Origin of the sequence: Thioclava sp. F34-6, from assembly GCF_002213235.1 — a bacterium.
In the GTDB taxonomy this organism is placed as follows: domain Bacteria; phylum Pseudomonadota; class Alphaproteobacteria; order Rhodobacterales; family Rhodobacteraceae; genus Thioclava; species Thioclava nitratireducens.
This window is the reverse complement of the sequence record NZ_NBOA01000001.1, coordinates 525163-540673: the sequence shown is the minus strand read 5'-3', so window position 1 is coordinate 540673 and position 15511 is coordinate 525163. Positions and strand designations below refer to the sequence as shown.

Sequence of the window (15511 nt, the reverse complement as noted above, 5' to 3'; positions counted from 1 at the left end):
TGTAAAATTGGTTTCAATTCGGGCGCGGCGCGCCTCATTGTGCGGGGACGGGTCCGGTGGACTGGCCGAGAACCAGAACCGCCTCCATCAGTTCGTGGCGCGGGCTGCGGTCGCCGCTCTCGATCTGCTCGATCAGCAGCGCCGCGCAGCGTCGTCCCGCCTCGCGCACCGACGAGCGCGTCGCGGTGAAGATCGGCTCTTCCGCCGTGCCGTTTCTCAGGTAGCCCAACTCGTCGTCATGGGTCACGATTGAGACATCGCGCCCCATCACCAGCCCGGCCTCTTCGATGCCGCGTCGCGCCCCCATCGCGGATAGCAGCGAGGCGGTCAGGAAGGCGGTCGGCGGGTCGGGCCATTGCAACATCTCGCGCGCCGCATCATGGCCCTGTGCCTCGGTCATCTCGCCCTCGACGATCAGGTCGGGATCGACCGGAAGGCCGCGCGCCCGGAGCGCCGCCTCGTAGCCGCGTCGACGCCTGCAGGCGAAATCCATCTCTTTGATGCCGTTGATCAGCGCGATCCGCCGATGACCCAGATCGAGCAGGAAATTTGTGGCCCGCTCGAAGGCGCGCTTGTTGTTCACATCGACCCAGCTGAAGGCGGAATCCGATCCGCTGACCCGCCCGTGCAGAACGTAAGGCAGCCCCAGCGCGTCGAGCATCTCGATCCGGTGATCCCCGACTTTCGGGGCGTGGATCAGCACGCCGTCGACATTGCCTTTCGAGCGCAGTTCGGCATAGGCGCGGGCCTCGGAATCGTCGGGCACGATCGTCATGACCATGTCGTAGCCCCGCTGCGCATAGACTTCACCCGCGCCAGCGATGAAATCGGCGAAGACCGGGTTCACGATCTCGTGCCGATCCGAGATCGGGATGATGTGACCGATCGCCATCGTCCGTCCCGTCGCAAGCCGTTTCGCCTGCGTATTGGGGTGGTAGTTCGCGGCCTCGGCAGCTTCGCGCACGCGGCGGCGCGTGGCTTCCGAAACTTCCGGATAGCCATTGAGCGCGCGGCTCACCGTGGTGGGGGACAGCCCCAGTTCCTGTGCCAAGGTCTTGAGATTCATATCGGGTTCTAAAAGCCAAACCGCTTTGGATTGGAGGCGAGACTAGGCTTAGCCTCGCACGCCGTCAATGCTGCGCGCGCGGCGTTCCTCCTGCTGCGCCGCGGCGTGCAGCTGCGCGCAACCAACGACGATATAGAGTATATTTGAACACGACGAGAGCGCGTTTTGTTGACATCGCTGCGAGGCTCTGAAACGGTCGCAGACGTCCAAAGCGCTTTGGGTCGGGCGAGTCGCCAAGCCGAAAAGCGCGACACACCGGGAGGATTTCATGACCAAACATCTGATGCTTGGGATCGCGGCGCTGGCGCTGTCGGCCGGGCTCGCTAACGCGCAGGATCTCAATTTCGCGCCGGGCAGCGACGGCGACAAGTTCGACTGGCAAAGCTATGACCAATTCAAGAGCGACACCGATCTGAGCGGCGAGACGCTGACGATCACTGGCCCGTGGACCGGCAATGACAAGGCGCTCTTCGAGAGCGTTCTGGCTTATTTCGAAGCCGCGACCGGGGCCAAGGTGAACTACTCGGGGTCGGAGAGCTTCGAGCAGGATATCGTGATCGCCGCCAAGGCCGGCACGCCCCCGAATATCGCGGTGTTCCCGCAGCCGGGCCTCGCATCGGACATGGCCCGCCAGGGATACCTGACGCCGATGCCCGACGGGACGGGCGACTGGATCAAGAACAATTACGCCGCCGGAAAATCCTGGGAGGATCTGTCCACCTACAAGAACAAGGATGGCGAGGCGCAGACCTTCACCTTCCCGTTCAAGGCGGACCTGAAATCGCTCGTCTGGTACGTGCCGGAGAACTTCAAGGAAGCGGGCTACAAGGTGCCTGAGACCATGGAGGATCTGAAGTCGCTGACCGAGCAGATCAAGGCCGATGGCGGCACGCCGTGGTGTATCGGTCTGGGTTCGGGGGCTGCGACCGGCTGGCCCGCGACCGACTGGGTCGAGGATATCATGCTGCGCACGCAGTCGCCCGAGACCTATGACGATTGGGTCACCAACAAGCTGAAGTTCAACGATCCCAAGGTCGTCGAGGCGATCAAGGATTACGGTTGGTTCGCCAAGACCCCCGGCTTCGCCGAAGGCGGCGAGCAGGCGGTGGCCACCACCGACTTCCGCGACAGCCCGAAGGGTCTCTTCGACTTCCCGCCGAAATGCTACATGCACAAGCAGGCGAGCTTCATCCCGACCTTCTTCCCCGAAGGGACCAAAGTCGGTCAGGACGTGAACTTCTTCTACTTCCCGGCCTATGCAGACAAGGATCTGGGTAAACCGGTTCTCGGCGCGGGCACGATGTTCGGCATCACCAAGGACTCCAAGGCTGCCGAGGCCTTCATCAAGTTCCTCGAGACGCCGATCGCCTCGGAAATCTGGATGGCGCAATCGGGCTTCCTGACGCCGAACAAGAACGTCAATCCGGCGGCCTTCGCCAATGACGTGCAGCGTCACATGAACTCGATCCTGCTGGACGCCACGACCTTCCGCTTCGACGGGTCGGACCAGATGCCGGGCGAGATCGGTACCGATGCGTTCTGGAAGGCGATGGTCGCCTACACGACCGGTGACGAGACCGCGCAAGAGGCCGCCGACGCGGTCCAGAAGCGCTGGGACAGCATCCAGAAGTAACCAACGCCTGCGCCCCCGGAGCGTTTTTCCGGGGGCGTTTGCATCTTCACACGCCGGTTCGGGGAGGGACCTGATGTCACCGATCTTGCAGGGGCTGATAACGATCGCGCTCGGGGTGGGCGGTTGTGTGGCCTATTTCTACGCCGCCAACATCGTCCTCGACCGAGTCATCTTCCCGCCGAAAGGCGCCGATCCGGGGCGCAACATCAACCGCGCGAACATGGTCCGCCCCTGGCTGTTCCTGTTCCCGGCGATCTTCGCGCTCGGTCTGTATCTCGCCTATCCGGTGGTGGGCTCGTTCTGGCGCTCGCTGTTCAACCGCGATGGCGGGACCTTCATCGGCCTTGGCAATTACGAGCGGCTCGCGATGGATGCGAGCTTCCGTCAGGCCGTGTTCAACAACTTCCTCTGGGTGCTTGTCGTGCCTGCGCTCGCGACCTTCCTCGGTCTGCTGGCCGCGCAGCTCACCGACCGCATCAAGTGGGGTAACATCGCGAAATCGCTGATCTTCATGCCGATGGCGATCTCTTTCGTGGGTGCTTCGCTGATCTGGAAATTCGTCTATGCGGTGAACCCCGATATCGGGATGATCAACGCGATCCGCGTGGCCTTCCACATGCAGCCGCTCGACCCGTTGCAGGTGCCGTTCTGGAACAACTTCTTCCTGATGGTGATCCTGATCTGGATCCAGACGGGCTTCGCGATGGTGATCCTGTCGGCCGCGCTGCGCGGGATCCCCGAGGAGACGATCGAAGCCGCGGTGCTCGACGGGGCGAACCCGTTCCAGCTGTTCTTCAAGATCAAGGTGCCTCAGATCATGCCGACGATCGTCGTGGTCTGGACCACGATCACGATCCTCGTGCTGAAGGTCTTCGACATCGTCTACGCAACGACGGGCGGGAATTTCGGCACCCAGATCCTGCCCAGCTACATGATGCAATACATGTTCCGCGACGACGGGCGCGCGACGGCTGTGGCCTTCGTCATCATGATCATCGTGCTGCCGGTGATGATCTGGAACATCATTCAAGCCCGTAGGGAGACGCGCTGATGGCCGCTATCGCAGGACAGAAATCGCGCCTGACATGGGCGGTGCAACTCTCGGTCGTCTTCATGGTGGTGCTTTGGCTCGTGCCGACGGTGGGGCTCCTGGTCAGCTCCTTCCGCACGACGGACCAGATCAGTCAGTCGGGCTGGTGGGACGCGGCATTCTCGGTCGAGAAAGCCTTCCGCGACCGCATCCCGGCCGACGGTGAGAAACAGGTCGACGGGCTCTACGTGCTCGAGGGCGATCTGCTCAATAACGGGCAGAACGCGAATGACCTGAAACCGGGCACGACGATCACCGCTTTCGGCACCTCGGGCATCAAGCCGGGCGCCTACAAGGCGGGGGAGACGGTCGATACCGGCGATGGCGGCACGCTGAGCGTCGCCAAGGACGGCACCTACAAGGCCACGTCGAAGACGAGCTTCGAGGGCTCGGGCCCGCGGGTCTATTTCGTGGCCGAGATGCCGCCCGCCTTCACGCTGGCCAATTATCGCAACGTGCTGTTCTCCGACGGCATGGGGCAGGCCTTCATGAACACGCTGACGGTGACGATCCCGGCGACGATCATCCCGATCCTCGTCGCGGCTTTCGCGGCCTATGCGCTGGCCTGGATGGAGTTCCCGGGCCGTGGCCTGTTGATCGCGGCCGTCGTGGGCCTTCTGGTCGTGCCACTGCAGCTCGCGTTGGTGCCGCTTCTGCGGCTCCATCAGGAGATCGGCATCGGGCAAAGCTTCCTCGGGATATGGCTGGCCCATACCGGCTTCGGCTTGCCGCTCGCGATCTACCTGCTCAGGAACTACATGGTGGGTCTGCCGCGTGACATCATCGAGAGCGCGAAGGTCGACGGGGCGACAGATTTCCAGATCTTCATGAAAATCGTGCTGCCTTTGTCATTCCCGGCGCTCGCTTCTTTTGCAATCTTCCAGTTCCTCTGGGTCTGGAACGACCTACTTGTCGCGAAAGTCTTCCTTCCGGCCAATGACGCGTCGAAGGTGATGACCGTGAAGATCGCCGACGACCTTCTGGGGTCGCGCGGCGGCGATTGGGGTATTCTGGCGTCCGCCGCCTTCATCTCGATCGCCGTGCCGCTCCTGGTGTTCTTCGCAATGCAGAAATATCTCGTCCGCGGTCTGCTGGCGGGTTCGGTTAAAGGTGGTTGATGAAAACCCTTACAAAGAAAGAAGACTGGTGGCGCGGAGCAGTGATCTACCAGATCTATCCGCGCAGCTTTCAAGACAGCAATGGCGACGGCATCGGCGATCTTCTCGGGATCGTCAGACGCCTGCCGCATGTCGCGAGCCTCGGGGCGGACGCGGTCTGGATTTCGCCTTTCTTCACTTCTCCGATGAAGGATTTCGGCTATGACGTCAGCGATTACACCGATGTCGATCCGATGTTCGGCAGCCTTGCCGATTTCGACCAGGTGATCGCGACGGCCCATGCGCTGGGTCTGAAGGTGATGATCGATCTGGTGCTGAGCCATACCTCCGATCAGCACCCGTGGTTTCAGGAAAGCCGGTCGAGCCGGGATAACCCCAAGGCCGACTGGTATGTCTGGGCCGATCCCAAGCCCGATGGCACGCCGCCCAATAACTGGCTGTCGATTTTCGGCGGGCCGGGCTGGCATTGGGACAGCCGGCGCGAGCAGTATTACATGCACAACTTCCTCGTGGAGCAGCCCGATCTGAACTTCCACAATCCGGAAGTGACGCAGGAATTGCTCAACGTGGCGCAGTTCTGGCTGGAGCGCGGCGTCGATGGCTTCCGCCTCGACACGATCAATTTCTACATGCATGACGACGAGTTGCGCGATAACCCGCCGCTGCCGCCGGAAGAGCGTAACGATCAGACCGCGCCCAAGGTGAACCCCTATAATCACCAGCGCCACATCTACGACAAGAACAACCCCGAGAACCTGCGCTTCCTGCGCAAGCTCCGGACGCTGATGAACAATTACAACGCCGCAGCCGTCGGCGAAGTGGGCGACAGCCAGCGCGGGCTGGAGATCCTTGGCGAATACACCTCCGGCGCGGACAAGATGCAGATGTCCTACGCGTTCGAGCTTCTGTCGGGGCACGAGCCGCTCAAGGCGGAGTTCATCAAATCCGTGTTCGACAAGGTCGATGCGGTCGCCAAGGACGGCTGGGTCTGCTGGGCCTACTCGAACCACGACGTGGAGCGCCATATTTCTCGCTGGAACCTGACGCCCGCCTCGGCACGGCTCTATACGACGCTGATGATGTGCCTGCGCGGCTCGCTCTGTCTCTATCAGGGCGAGGAACTCGGGCTGCACGAAGCGGAACTGTCCTTCGAAGATCTGCAAGACCCCTACGGCAAGGAGTTCTGGCCCGAGTTCAAGGGCCGCGACGGCTGCCGGACCCCGATGGTCTGGGAGCGCGACGCCGCCTATGCGGGCTTCTCGCAGGCGCGCCCGTGGCTTCCGGTGCCGACCACGCACCAGAATATCGCGACCGATGTGGCCGAGCACGACCCGGCCTCGCTCCTGCACCATTACCGCCGCGCGATCGCGTTCCGTCGCAATCACGACGTGCTTCGGACCGGCGCGATGGAGGATATGTATTGCTCCGGCGACCTGCTGGTCTTCACGCGCAGGAACGAGGAGGAGACGATCCTGTGCTATTTCAACCTGTCCGATCATCCGGTGAACGCCACCGTTCCGCCGGGCAACTGGGTGACGGTCGGGGGCGAGCTGGGCTCGATCCGCCCGATGCCCGATCACACTTTGCATCTCGGCCCGTGGCAGCCGAGCATTCTGCGCCTCGACGAACACGGGGCTTGAGGGGGAGACAATGGCCGAACTCAAACTGGAAAACGTCGCGAAAAGCTATGGCGAGGTGTCGGTCCTCAAGGACATCAACCTCGACATCAAGGCCGGAGAGCTGATCGTCTTCGTGGGCCCCTCGGGCTGCGGGAAATCGACACTTCTGCGGATGATCGCGGGGCTGGAGAAGATCACGGGCGGGACGCTCGAGATCGACGGGGTACGGATGAACGACGTGCCGCCCTCGAACCGCGGCATCGCGATGGTCTTCCAGTCCTACGCGCTCTATCCGCACATGACGGTGCGCGACAACATGGCCTTCGCCCTGAAGATCGCGAAACAGTCGAAGGAAGAGATCAACGCCGCCGTCGAGAAGGCCGCGAAGATGCTGCAACTGACCGATTATCTCGACCGTTTGCCGAAGGCGCTCTCGGGTGGTCAGCGGCAGCGCGTAGCCATCGGGCGCGCCATCGTGCGCGACCCGAAGGTGTATCTCTTCGACGAGCCGCTCTCGAACCTCGATGCGGCGCTGCGCGTCGCGACCCGGATCGAGATCGCCCAGCTGAAAGAGGCGATGCCCGATCGCACGATGATCTACGTCACCCACGATCAGGTCGAGGCGATGACGCTCGCGACGCGGATCGTGGTTCTGGCCAACAAGGGGATCGCGCAGGTCGGCACGCCGCTGGAGCTATACGAGAAGCCGCAAAACGAGTTCGTCGCACAATTCATCGGCTCCCCTGCGATGAACCTGCTGTCGGGCGAGATCACCGAGACGGGTGAGATGACCACGGTGAAACTCGATGGTGGCGGCCTCGCGCGATCCACCATCGCGACCCGTCCGGAAGACCTGTCGCGCCGGGTCAATATCGGCGTGCGCCCCGAGGATTTCGAACCCGTCGAGGGCGAGGGGATCTACACCGGAAAGGTCGATATCGTCGAAGCTCTGGGCGAGGTGACGCTGCTCTACTTCGAGGCGGAGGGCGGTCATGAGCCGATCATCGCGAAACTGCCCGGCATCCATCACGACCGTCGCCACAGCGAGATTAAGCTCGGCGCGGATCCGTCCAAGGTACACCTCTTCGCGGACGGTCAGTCGCTTCTCTACCGCTGACGGACGCAAACAGGCCATCGCGTATCCCTCTGCCCGTTAGTTTGAGGTGAGATAAACGGGCGGAGGCAATCATGGCCGATTCGGATTTGGGTGAACGTGTAGGGCGTCGCGCGCGCGGTGGTGGCGGGGCAGCCCGTCGGGCCGAGCGCACGGCCGTGAAGGTGGAGTTCTCGCGCTTCATCACGCGCAATATTCCCGACATGGAAATCCTGAACGAGGAAGCCCTCGAGATCATCGAGCATAATGCGGAAACCGTGCTCGAAGAGATCGGCGTGAACTTCGTCGAAAACCCCGAAGCCCTGGAGCGTTGGCGCGAAGCCGGCGCCTCGATCGAAGGCGAACGCGTGCGCATCCCGCGCGGTCTGGCCCGCAAGCTCTGCGCGACCGCGCCGTCGCAATTCACCCAGCACGCCCGCAACCCCGAGCGCAATGTCGAGATCGGCGGCCGCAACCTCGTGCTGGCCCCGGTCTATGGCCCTCCCTTCGTGCGCGACGCGCAAGGCGGTCGCCGCTACGCGACGATCGCGGATTTCCGGAACTTCGTGAAGCTCGGATACATGTCGAAATGGCTCCACCATTCCGGCGGCACCGTCTGCGAGCCGACCGATGTGGCGGTGAACAAACGTCACCTCGACATGCTCCACGCCCATATGACGCTGTCGGACAAGCCCTATATGGGCTCTGTTACCGAACCTTCGCGCGCCGAGGACAGCGTCGAGATGTCGAAGATCCTCTTCGGCGAGGAGTTCGTCGACAATAACCCGGTGATGACCTCGCTCATCAACATCAACTCGCCGTTGACCTTCGACAACACGATGATGGGCGCGCTGGAAATCTACGCCCGCAACAATCAGGCCTGCATCATCTCGCCCTTCATCGTGGGTGGCGCGATGGCGCCGGTCTCGGTCGCGGGCACGCTGACGCAGGTGCTGGCCGAGGTGCTGGCGGGCGTGGCCTATTCCCAGCTGATCCGTCCCGGTGCGCCGATGATCTTCGGCGCGTTCGTGACCTCGATCGACATGAACTCGGGCGCACCCACGTTCGGCACGCCGGAAGCCTCGCTGATCACGCTTGGTGCGGGCCAACTCGCACGCCGTCTCAACCTTCCTTACCGCTCGGCTGGCGGCTTCACCGGCTCGAAACTGCCAGATGCGCAGGCCGCGTACGAGAGCGCCAACACGCTCAATAACGGCCTCTATGCGGGCGTGAACTTCATGCTCCATGCCTGCGGCTGGCTCGAAGGCGGGTTGGTGTCGTCCTATGAGAAATTCGTAATGGATGCCGATCAACTGGGCGTCCTCCATCGTCTGGCGCAGGGCGTCGACGCCTCGGAAAACGGGCAGGCGATGGACGCGATCCGCGAGGTTGGCCCGGGCGGCCACTATCTCGGCTGCGCCCATACGCAGGCCAATTTCAAGGACGCGTTCTGGCGCACGCAGCTGCTCGATTACCGTCCCTTCGAGACCTGGGAAGAGCAGGGCGCACCCGACACGATGGCGCTCGCGACGAAGCGGGTCGAGAAGATGCTCAGCGAGTATCAGCAGCCCGCCATGGATCCGAGCATCGCCGAGGCGTTGGCGGCTTATGTCGCACGAAAGAAGGCAGAAGTGCCCGACGCTTTCCTGTAACGGCTCAGTCTTCCTCGATCTGATAATCCCGCGCGATCCCCTGGGTCGCGCGGCCCCATTCCGAAGCCTGCACCCGCGCCTGATGCGCCTCGAACGCGGCCCGGTCGGTGAAGCGTTCCGAGACCGTGAAGACCAGCGGATCGGCTCCTTGCCTGACTTCGAACATCTCGCATCCCGGCTCGGCATGGGTGAGCGCGATGTGGTCGGGCAGATGGGCATGAACGATCCCGGCCTCGGTCGAATTGGCGCAGATGAGGCGTCCGGTCAGTCTCAAAGCCATCACGGCCTCCCCGAAAGAAAAGGCCCGCGCCTTTCGGACGCGGGCATCAGCCCTCGGACGGGGGCCTCGGGCGTTCGCAACTTAATTCCTTCCACTGGAAGGAATTTGCGGCCCCAGAGGGGGCCGCCGCGGCTCACTCCCACTCGATCGTGCCGGGGGGCTTCGAGGTGATGTCGTAGGTCACCCGGTTGATGCCTTTCACCTCGTTGATGATCCGCGTCGCGGTCTCGCCGAGGAATTCGTGGCTGAACGGGTAGTAATCCGCGGTCATGCCATCAACGCTCGTCACCGCGCGTAGGGCGCAGGCGTAATCATAGGTCCGCCCGTCGCCCATCACGCCGACGGTGCGCACCGGCAGGATCGCGACGAAAGCCTGCCAGATCTCGTCATAAAGCCCGTGCTTGCGGATCTGGTCGATATAGACCGCGTCGGCCTTGCGCAGGATCTCCAGCTTGTCGCGGGTGATCTCGCCGGGGCAGCGGATCGCGAGGCCGGGGCCGGGGAAGGGGTGGCGGCCGATGAACGACGCCGGCAGACCCAGCTCGTGACCGAGCGCGCGAACCTCGTCCTTGAACAGCTCGCGCAGCGGCTCGACCAGTTTCAGGCCCATCTTCTCGGGCAGGCCGCCGACGTTGTGGTGCGACTTGATCGTGACGGAAGGGCCGCCCGAGAAGCTTACCGATTCAATGACATCGGGATAGAGCGTGCCCTGCGCGAGAAATTCCGCGTTCTCGATCTCGCCCGCGTATTTCTGAAACACGTCGATGAAGAGGCGTCCGATCGTCTTGCGCTTCACTTCAGGGTCGGTGACGCCTTCCAACTCGCCGAGGAACAGCTCGCTCTCGTCGGCATGGATCAGCTTGATATTGTAATGGTCGCGGAACATCGTGACCACTTCTTCGGCCTCGTTATGCCGCAGCAGCCCGTGATCCACGAAGACGCAGGTCAGCTGATCGCCGATCGCCTCGTGAAGCAGGATCGCGGTGACCGAGCTGTCGACGCCGCCCGACAGGCCGCAGATCACATGGCTGTCGCCGACCTGCTCGCGGATCTGCTTGATCGCCTCGTCGCGATAGGCATCCATCGTCCAGTCGCCGGTGAAGCCCGCGTCGCGCACGAAGTTCTCATACAGCGTCTTGCCGTTGGGCGTGTGATGCACCTCCGGGTGGAACTGCACCGCATAGAACCGACGGCTCAGATCGGCGGTAATCGCGTAAGGTGCGCCCGGCGAAGTGCCGTAGACCTCGAAGCCCGGCGCGATGCGGCTGACATGGTCGCCATGGCTCATCCAGACCTGCTCGCGGCCCGCGCCATCCATGAACCAGCCGGTGAGCAGATCGATGCGCGTCTCGGTCGGCGTCACATAGGCGCGCCCGAATTCGGCGGAGCCGTGCTTGGCCTCCACCAGGCCGCCCAGATCCTGCATCATCACCTGCTGGCCGTAGCAGATGCCGAGGATCGGCACCCCAAGCTCATAGGCCGATTTCGGCGGCCGCGGAGAACCCTCTCGCGTGACCGAATCCGGCCCGCCCGAGAAGATGATCGCTTTCGGGGCGAACTCTTTCAGGAAGGCGTCGGTGACGTTCTGATAGGGATGGATTTCGCAATAAACATTCAGCTCGCGAAGCCGCCGCGCAATCAGCTGCGTGACTTGAGAACCGAAGTCGATGATGAGGAGGCGCTGATGGTCTGTCATGCCGATGGCATTAGGACGCGTTTTCGCGCTTGGCAAGAGGGCAGCTTGCGCAACGGTTGTTTATCGCGCGTGTTGCTTCTTCGACATCGCCGCTCAGCTCTCCGGATAGCCACCCGGGATCAGCGGCCGGATCTTCAGCCGGGTGATCCGGTTGTCCTTGCGGCCCGCGACCTCGAAGCGGAAGCCGTGGAAGGAGAAGACCTGACCCTCGGTCGGGATGGTCTGCGCCTCGTGGATCACCAGACCGGCGACGGTGTTGGCCTCGTCATCGGGCAGCGTCCAGTCGGTCTCGCGGTTCAGGTCGCGGATCGTCATCGCGCCGTCGACGATGTAATCGCCGTTCTCGGTGGGTTTCAGGCGTTTCTCGGACTTGGGATCGAACTCGTCGGTGATCTCGCCGACGATTTCCTCGAGGATGTCCTCCAGCGTCAGCAGACCGCGCAGATCGCCATATTCGTCCACCACCAGCGCGAAATGGGTGCGACGTTTCAGGAACTCCTGCATCTGTTCGTCGAGCGGCGTGGTCTCGGGGACGAAATAGGGCTTCATCATCACTTTGGAGATGTCGAGGTCCGCCACGCTCTCCAGCGTCCCGTCGCCCCCGCGCACGACTTTCTCGACCGCGCGCAGCAGGTCTTTCGAGTGGATCACGCCCACCACGTTCTCGCGCTCGCCGCGATAGAGCGGCAGCCGGGTATGAGGTGAGGACAGCACCGCCGTGAGGATCGCATCGGGGTCTTCCTCGATGTCGATCATCTCGATCTGGCTCCGGTGGAGCATGATCTCTTCGACCGTGCGATTGCCAAGGTCGAGCGCGCCCAGCAAGCGGTCGCGATCTTCCTTGTCCACCGTGCCCTCGGATTGCCCCAGCGCCAGCGCGCCCGCGATTTCCTCGTGGATCGAGAACATATGGGTGTTCTTGTCGGTCCGCATCCCGAAGGCATAGAGAATGCCGCGCACGATCATCCGCACGATGGCGACGATCGGGGCGAGGACGAGGGTCACGACGCGGATCGGGCCCGCGACTTTCGAGGCGACTTTCTCCGGCAGGGTGATTGCGTAGGTCTTGGGCAGGACTTCCGAGAAGACCAGCACCAGCACCGTCATCACCAGCGTCGCGAGCGCCACACCCGATTGCCCGAAGACCCGCGTAAGCAGCGCGGTCGCCAGCGAGGCCGAGAGGATGTTGACCACGTTGTTGCCCAGCAGGATCGCGCCGATCAGACGCTCGCTATCCTCGGTGACCTCAAGCGCGGTCTGCGCGCCACTTTCGCCCTTGTCGGCCTGCGCGCGCAGCTTCGCGCGGCTGGCCGCGGTCAGTGCGGTTTCCGAGCCCGAGAAGAAGGCCGAGAGCGCCAGCAGCAGAATGATCGAACCGGCGGTGAGCCAGAAGGCAAAATCGAGTGTGTTTTCCATGGTGTCAGGTTATGGGGCGCGGGCAGGACGCATTCAAGCGGTGCCGTCACTTTTGCCGCGCGGTTTCGCCAGCGGGTGATGGGTCAGCACCAGCTCCTTGAGCCGTTCGTCGAGCACATGGGTGTAGATCTCCGTGGTCGACAGGTCCGCGTGCCCCAGAAGCATCTGAATCGCCCGCAGATCGGCACCGCCTTGCAGAAGATGGGTAGCGAAGGCGTGGCGCAAGACGTGGGGCGTGACCTTGGCGGGGCTCACCCCGGCCTTGACCGCGATATCCTTCAAGAGCTTGTGAAAGCCCTGTCGCGTGAGGTGACCTTCCTTGCCGCCCGACGGGAAAAGGTAGCGCGAGGGCGGCGCGCGGTGTTCGATGCGCGCCTGTTCCTCGGCCTCGTCGCGTGCGGTCAGCCAGTCGGCGAGCGCCTCGCGAGCGGGGGGCGAGAGCGGCACCATCCTCTCCTTGTCGCCCTTGCCGCGCACGAGTAGCATCCGGGGGTCGCCGCGCGCGGAGGAAACGGGCAGGGAGACCAGTTCGGACACCCGCATCCCGGTCGCGTAGAGCAGTTCCATCAGGCAGCGATTGCGGATCTGGTCCTTTTGCGAGCGGCCCTGATCGCGGGCAGCCTCCAGCAGAGCCTCCACCTCCTCGAGGCTCAGCGTCTTGGGCAGGCGCTGCGCGCGCCCGGGGCCGGAGATGCGGATCGCCGGATTGTCCGCGCGCCAGCCTTCCTCATAGGCGAAGCGATAAAGCTGCCGGATCGCGGAGAGTCTGCGCGCGCGGGTCGATTTCGCCAGACCCTCTGCCTCGCAGCGGATCAGGTAGGTCTCGATATCGGCGCGGGTGAGGCTGGCGTAGCTAAGCCCCTTTGCCTGAAGAAACCCCGCGAAGTCATTGAGATCACGCCCGTAACTCAGGATCGTGTTGCGTGCTGCGCCCGCTTCGGCGGCCTGAGCGTCGAGGAAGATCGGCAGCCATTGCGGATCGGGCGGCGCGTCTGAACCGGGGCCGGTCACGGGGTGTCTCCGAGTACAATCATCTCGATCGCGGCGCGCCGGGCGACGGTTTCCAGCCCGGCGAGCCGTAGTAGGCTCAGACCTTCCCGAAGCCGCGGGTAATCGCCTTTCGATCCCTCGCTTACATCGCCGATCGCTTCGATCAGGGCGAGGCCCAGCTGGTCGGGCAGCAAGCTCTCGTAGCGAGCAGGCGGCGCAGCGGGGGACGCATCGAAGACGGATTTCAGCGCCTGATCGCGGGCCCCGGTCGCTGGCGCGGTTCCGGTATCGCCCGCAGCGAGAGCCTTGAGCAGCTTGGCCCGCGGTGACTGCGGCGCCGATTTCAGGGCGTTCTCTTCGTAATTCGGGGTGAGCAGGCTCAGCTCATAGGCGATACGCCCGGCGCGGCCCGGCAGGTCCATGCCCGCGAGCCGGTCGCCGAACAGGGTGCCCAGCACCGGCACCAGGTCTTCCGGGGCCATCGCATCATAGGCGGCGGGCAGGGCGGTCGCGATCGCATCGGCTTTGCCGCTCTCCAACGCATCATCCAGCGCGCTCACCGCCGACACGCGATCCCAGAGCGCGCCCGACGCGGCTGCCTTGCGCTCGGTATAGAGCCCCAGCAACTGGTTCGGGTCGAGCACACCCGCGCGGGCCAGCCGCTCGGCGGCCTCCAATTGCGACTTCCAGCCGTTATTCTCGGTCAGATCCGCCTGTGCGAAGGCCAGGGGCAGCGTCGCAGTAGGCAGCGGCTGACCGATCGCCTCCATCATCTTGAAGGCCAAGGGCGTGACGTGATCGGGCGGCGGCGCATCGCCGGCCTCCTCGGCCAGCGCCGGATCGAGGAATTGCTCCAGCAGCGACTGGTCCTCTGCCGGGATCTGCCCCAGCGCACTGCCGGTGCCATAGGTCAGCTCGGCCGTGTCCCATTGCCCGTTGCGCGCAAGGCAGAACACCCGCGCCGCGTAGGATGGTGCGATGCCGGGAGTGCGCTCGATGATCTTGCAGGCACGGTTTTCCTGCCCGAGAAGCAGCGCCACGTCGAAGCTGCGGCGGAAAATCTCGGGGCTCGCCGTGCCTGCCTGTCCCAGAAGGGCATTCGCCTGTTCGAGCGCACCCATGTCCAGCAGCCGGTCGATCCGGGCGAGGAAGAGCTGGTTGCGTTGCGCCGGCGTCTCGATCTGGGGCGGATTCAGTTCCGCCAGCAAAAGCGTCAGGCTCAAGCCCTGCAGCGCGGGCAGCTGATCGAGCGGCATTGCCCGCAGCGCCTGCGCCAGTTCCGGCTCGGGCGTCTTGCCCCAGAGATCGCGCGGCAATCCGGTGCGATCCGGGGTCAGAAGCCCTAGGCTGTCGGCGGAGGGCGCATCGAGCGAGAGCACCGCGATATCCTCGATCCCGCCCGCGCCGGTGACCGGAGCTTGCGAAGAGGTCGAGCCGCCGCGCGGCGTGGTCGCCAGCGAATGTGAAAGCCAGTCGATTGCGGACATCGGGCTGCCGGTCGTCGCGGAGGCATCCACCGGCGTCGTCGATTGCGCGGCCGCCGGACCCGCCACGAGACCGCCAAGCGCGAAACCGCTCAGCCAGATCAGGCCGAGGATCGCCGGACGGCGATCAGTTGCCACTCGCAGTATCTCCGTCGGTCCCGGCATCGGTACCCGTCTTGGTGCTCGCATCGGAACTACCCGCGCCCGGCGCGGAACCCGTGCCGTCGGGCAGGGTGACCTCGATACGCTGTTCCTGGCTGTCGGGGCTCATGTCGCCCAAGTAAGCAAAGCCGATCACGCCGATCGCGCCAAGCACCAGAAGGATGACGATAAGCTTGAAGATGCGCCCCATAATCTCTCTTTTCTGCCGTCTG

At 63.7% G+C, this 15511-nt stretch carries 13 protein-coding genes; 6 read left to right on the top strand and 7 right to left on the bottom strand.

Going from position 1 to position 15511, the window contains the following annotated elements; translation table 11 throughout:
- Positions 1-34: 34 nt before the first annotated feature.
- Positions 35-1066 (bottom strand): substrate-binding domain-containing protein, encoded by a 1032-nt coding sequence (locus B6V72_RS02440; protein ID WP_088734480.1) that lies wholly within the window; start codon positions 1064-1066, stop codon positions 35-37.
- Positions 1067-1334: 268 nt separating this feature from the next.
- Here B6V72_RS02440 and B6V72_RS02435 point away from each other — a divergent pair, with 268 nt between their 5' ends.
- From B6V72_RS02435 to B6V72_RS02410, 6 genes are all read left to right on the top strand, one after another.
- The gene (locus B6V72_RS02435; RefSeq protein ID WP_088734478.1) at positions 1335-2699 is read left to right on the top strand and encodes an ABC transporter substrate-binding protein; all 1365 of its coding nucleotides are present in this window, start codon (positions 1335-1337) and stop codon (positions 2697-2699) included.
- Between the two features lie 73 nt (positions 2700-2772).
- Positions 2773-3750 carry a sugar ABC transporter permease gene (locus tag B6V72_RS02430; RefSeq protein ID WP_075776478.1) on the top strand — a complete coding sequence of 326 codons (978 nt, stop codon included), beginning with the start codon at positions 2773-2775 and terminating at the stop codon, positions 3748-3750.
- Complete coding sequence (locus B6V72_RS02425) at positions 3750-4907, top strand: carbohydrate ABC transporter permease (protein ID WP_075776477.1); 1158 nt, start codon at positions 3750-3752, stop codon at positions 4905-4907. Before B6V72_RS02430 ends, B6V72_RS02425 begins: the two co-directional genes overlap by 1 nt.
- Entirely contained in the window at positions 4907-6547 is a 1641-nt protein-coding gene (locus tag B6V72_RS02420) for an alpha-glucosidase (protein WP_075776476.1), read from the top strand. Before B6V72_RS02425 ends, B6V72_RS02420 begins: the two co-directional genes overlap by 1 nt.
- A 10-nt stretch (positions 6548-6557) precedes the next feature.
- Complete coding sequence (locus tag B6V72_RS02415; RefSeq protein WP_088734476.1) at positions 6558-7643, top strand: ABC transporter ATP-binding protein; 1086 nt, start codon at positions 6558-6560, stop codon at positions 7641-7643.
- Between the two features lie 71 nt (positions 7644-7714).
- Complete coding sequence (locus B6V72_RS02410; RefSeq protein ID WP_088734474.1) at positions 7715-9271, top strand: trimethylamine methyltransferase family protein; 1557 nt, start codon at positions 7715-7717, stop codon at positions 9269-9271.
- 4 nt (positions 9272-9275) lie between these two features.
- On the opposite strand, the gene B6V72_RS02405 is transcribed toward B6V72_RS02410, so the two are convergent.
- The 6 genes from B6V72_RS02405 to B6V72_RS18910 form a co-directional block, all read right to left on the bottom strand.
- The gene (locus tag B6V72_RS02405; RefSeq protein WP_088734472.1) at positions 9276-9551 is read right to left on the bottom strand and encodes an antibiotic biosynthesis monooxygenase; all 276 of its coding nucleotides are present in this window, start codon (positions 9549-9551) and stop codon (positions 9276-9278) included.
- 133 nt (positions 9552-9684) lie between these two features.
- Positions 9685-11247 (bottom strand): glutamine-hydrolyzing GMP synthase, encoded by a 1563-nt coding sequence (gene guaA, locus B6V72_RS02400; protein WP_075776472.1) that lies wholly within the window; start codon positions 11245-11247, stop codon positions 9685-9687.
- Between the two features lie 93 nt (positions 11248-11340).
- Positions 11341-12663 (bottom strand): HlyC/CorC family transporter, encoded by a 1323-nt coding sequence (locus B6V72_RS02395; RefSeq protein ID WP_075776471.1) that lies wholly within the window; start codon positions 12661-12663, stop codon positions 11341-11343.
- A 33-nt stretch (positions 12664-12696) separates the two neighbouring features.
- Positions 12697-13674: a site-specific tyrosine recombinase XerD gene (locus B6V72_RS02390; RefSeq protein WP_075776470.1), complete on the bottom strand. Its 978-nt coding sequence runs from the start codon at positions 13672-13674 to the stop codon at positions 12697-12699.
- Positions 13671-15275 (bottom strand): hypothetical protein, encoded by a 1605-nt coding sequence (locus B6V72_RS02385; protein WP_088734470.1) that lies wholly within the window; start codon positions 15273-15275, stop codon positions 13671-13673. Before B6V72_RS02385 ends, B6V72_RS02390 begins: the two co-directional genes overlap by 4 nt.
- Positions 15265-15489: a hypothetical protein gene (locus B6V72_RS18910; RefSeq protein WP_146696153.1), complete on the bottom strand. Its 225-nt coding sequence runs from the start codon at positions 15487-15489 to the stop codon at positions 15265-15267. The genes B6V72_RS02385 and B6V72_RS18910 overlap by 11 nt, the downstream gene beginning before the upstream one ends.
- Positions 15490-15511 lie beyond the last annotated feature (22 nt).

Bases quoted from the DNA above. Each gene is read 5' to 3' on its own strand.
- B6V72_RS02415 (WP_088734476.1), top strand. From the start codon at position 6,558: ATGGCCGAACTCAAACTGGAAAACGTCGCGAAAAGCTATGGCGAGGTG.
- guaA (WP_075776472.1), bottom strand. From the start codon at position 11,247: ATGACAGACCATCAGCGCCTCCTCATCATCGACTTCGGTTCTCAAGTC.
- B6V72_RS18910 (WP_146696153.1), bottom strand. From the start codon at position 15,489: ATGGGGCGCATCTTCAAGCTTATCGTCATCCTTCTGGTGCTTGGCGCG.
- B6V72_RS02430 (WP_075776478.1), top strand. From the start codon at position 2,773: ATGTCACCGATCTTGCAGGGGCTGATAACGATCGCGCTCGGGGTGGGC.
- B6V72_RS02440 (WP_088734480.1), bottom strand. From the start codon at position 1,066: ATGAATCTCAAGACCTTGGCACAGGAACTGGGGCTGTCCCCCACCACG.
- B6V72_RS02425 (WP_075776477.1), top strand. From the start codon at position 3,750: ATGGCCGCTATCGCAGGACAGAAATCGCGCCTGACATGGGCGGTGCAA.
- B6V72_RS02435 (WP_088734478.1), top strand. From the start codon at position 1,335: ATGACCAAACATCTGATGCTTGGGATCGCGGCGCTGGCGCTGTCGGCC.
- B6V72_RS02420 (WP_075776476.1), top strand. From the start codon at position 4,907: ATGAAAACCCTTACAAAGAAAGAAGACTGGTGGCGCGGAGCAGTGATC.
- B6V72_RS02405 (WP_088734472.1), bottom strand. From the start codon at position 9,551: ATGGCTTTGAGACTGACCGGACGCCTCATCTGCGCCAATTCGACCGAG.
- B6V72_RS02410 (WP_088734474.1), top strand. From the start codon at position 7,715: ATGGCCGATTCGGATTTGGGTGAACGTGTAGGGCGTCGCGCGCGCGGT.
- B6V72_RS02395 (WP_075776471.1), bottom strand. From the start codon at position 12,663: ATGGAAAACACACTCGATTTTGCCTTCTGGCTCACCGCCGGTTCGATC.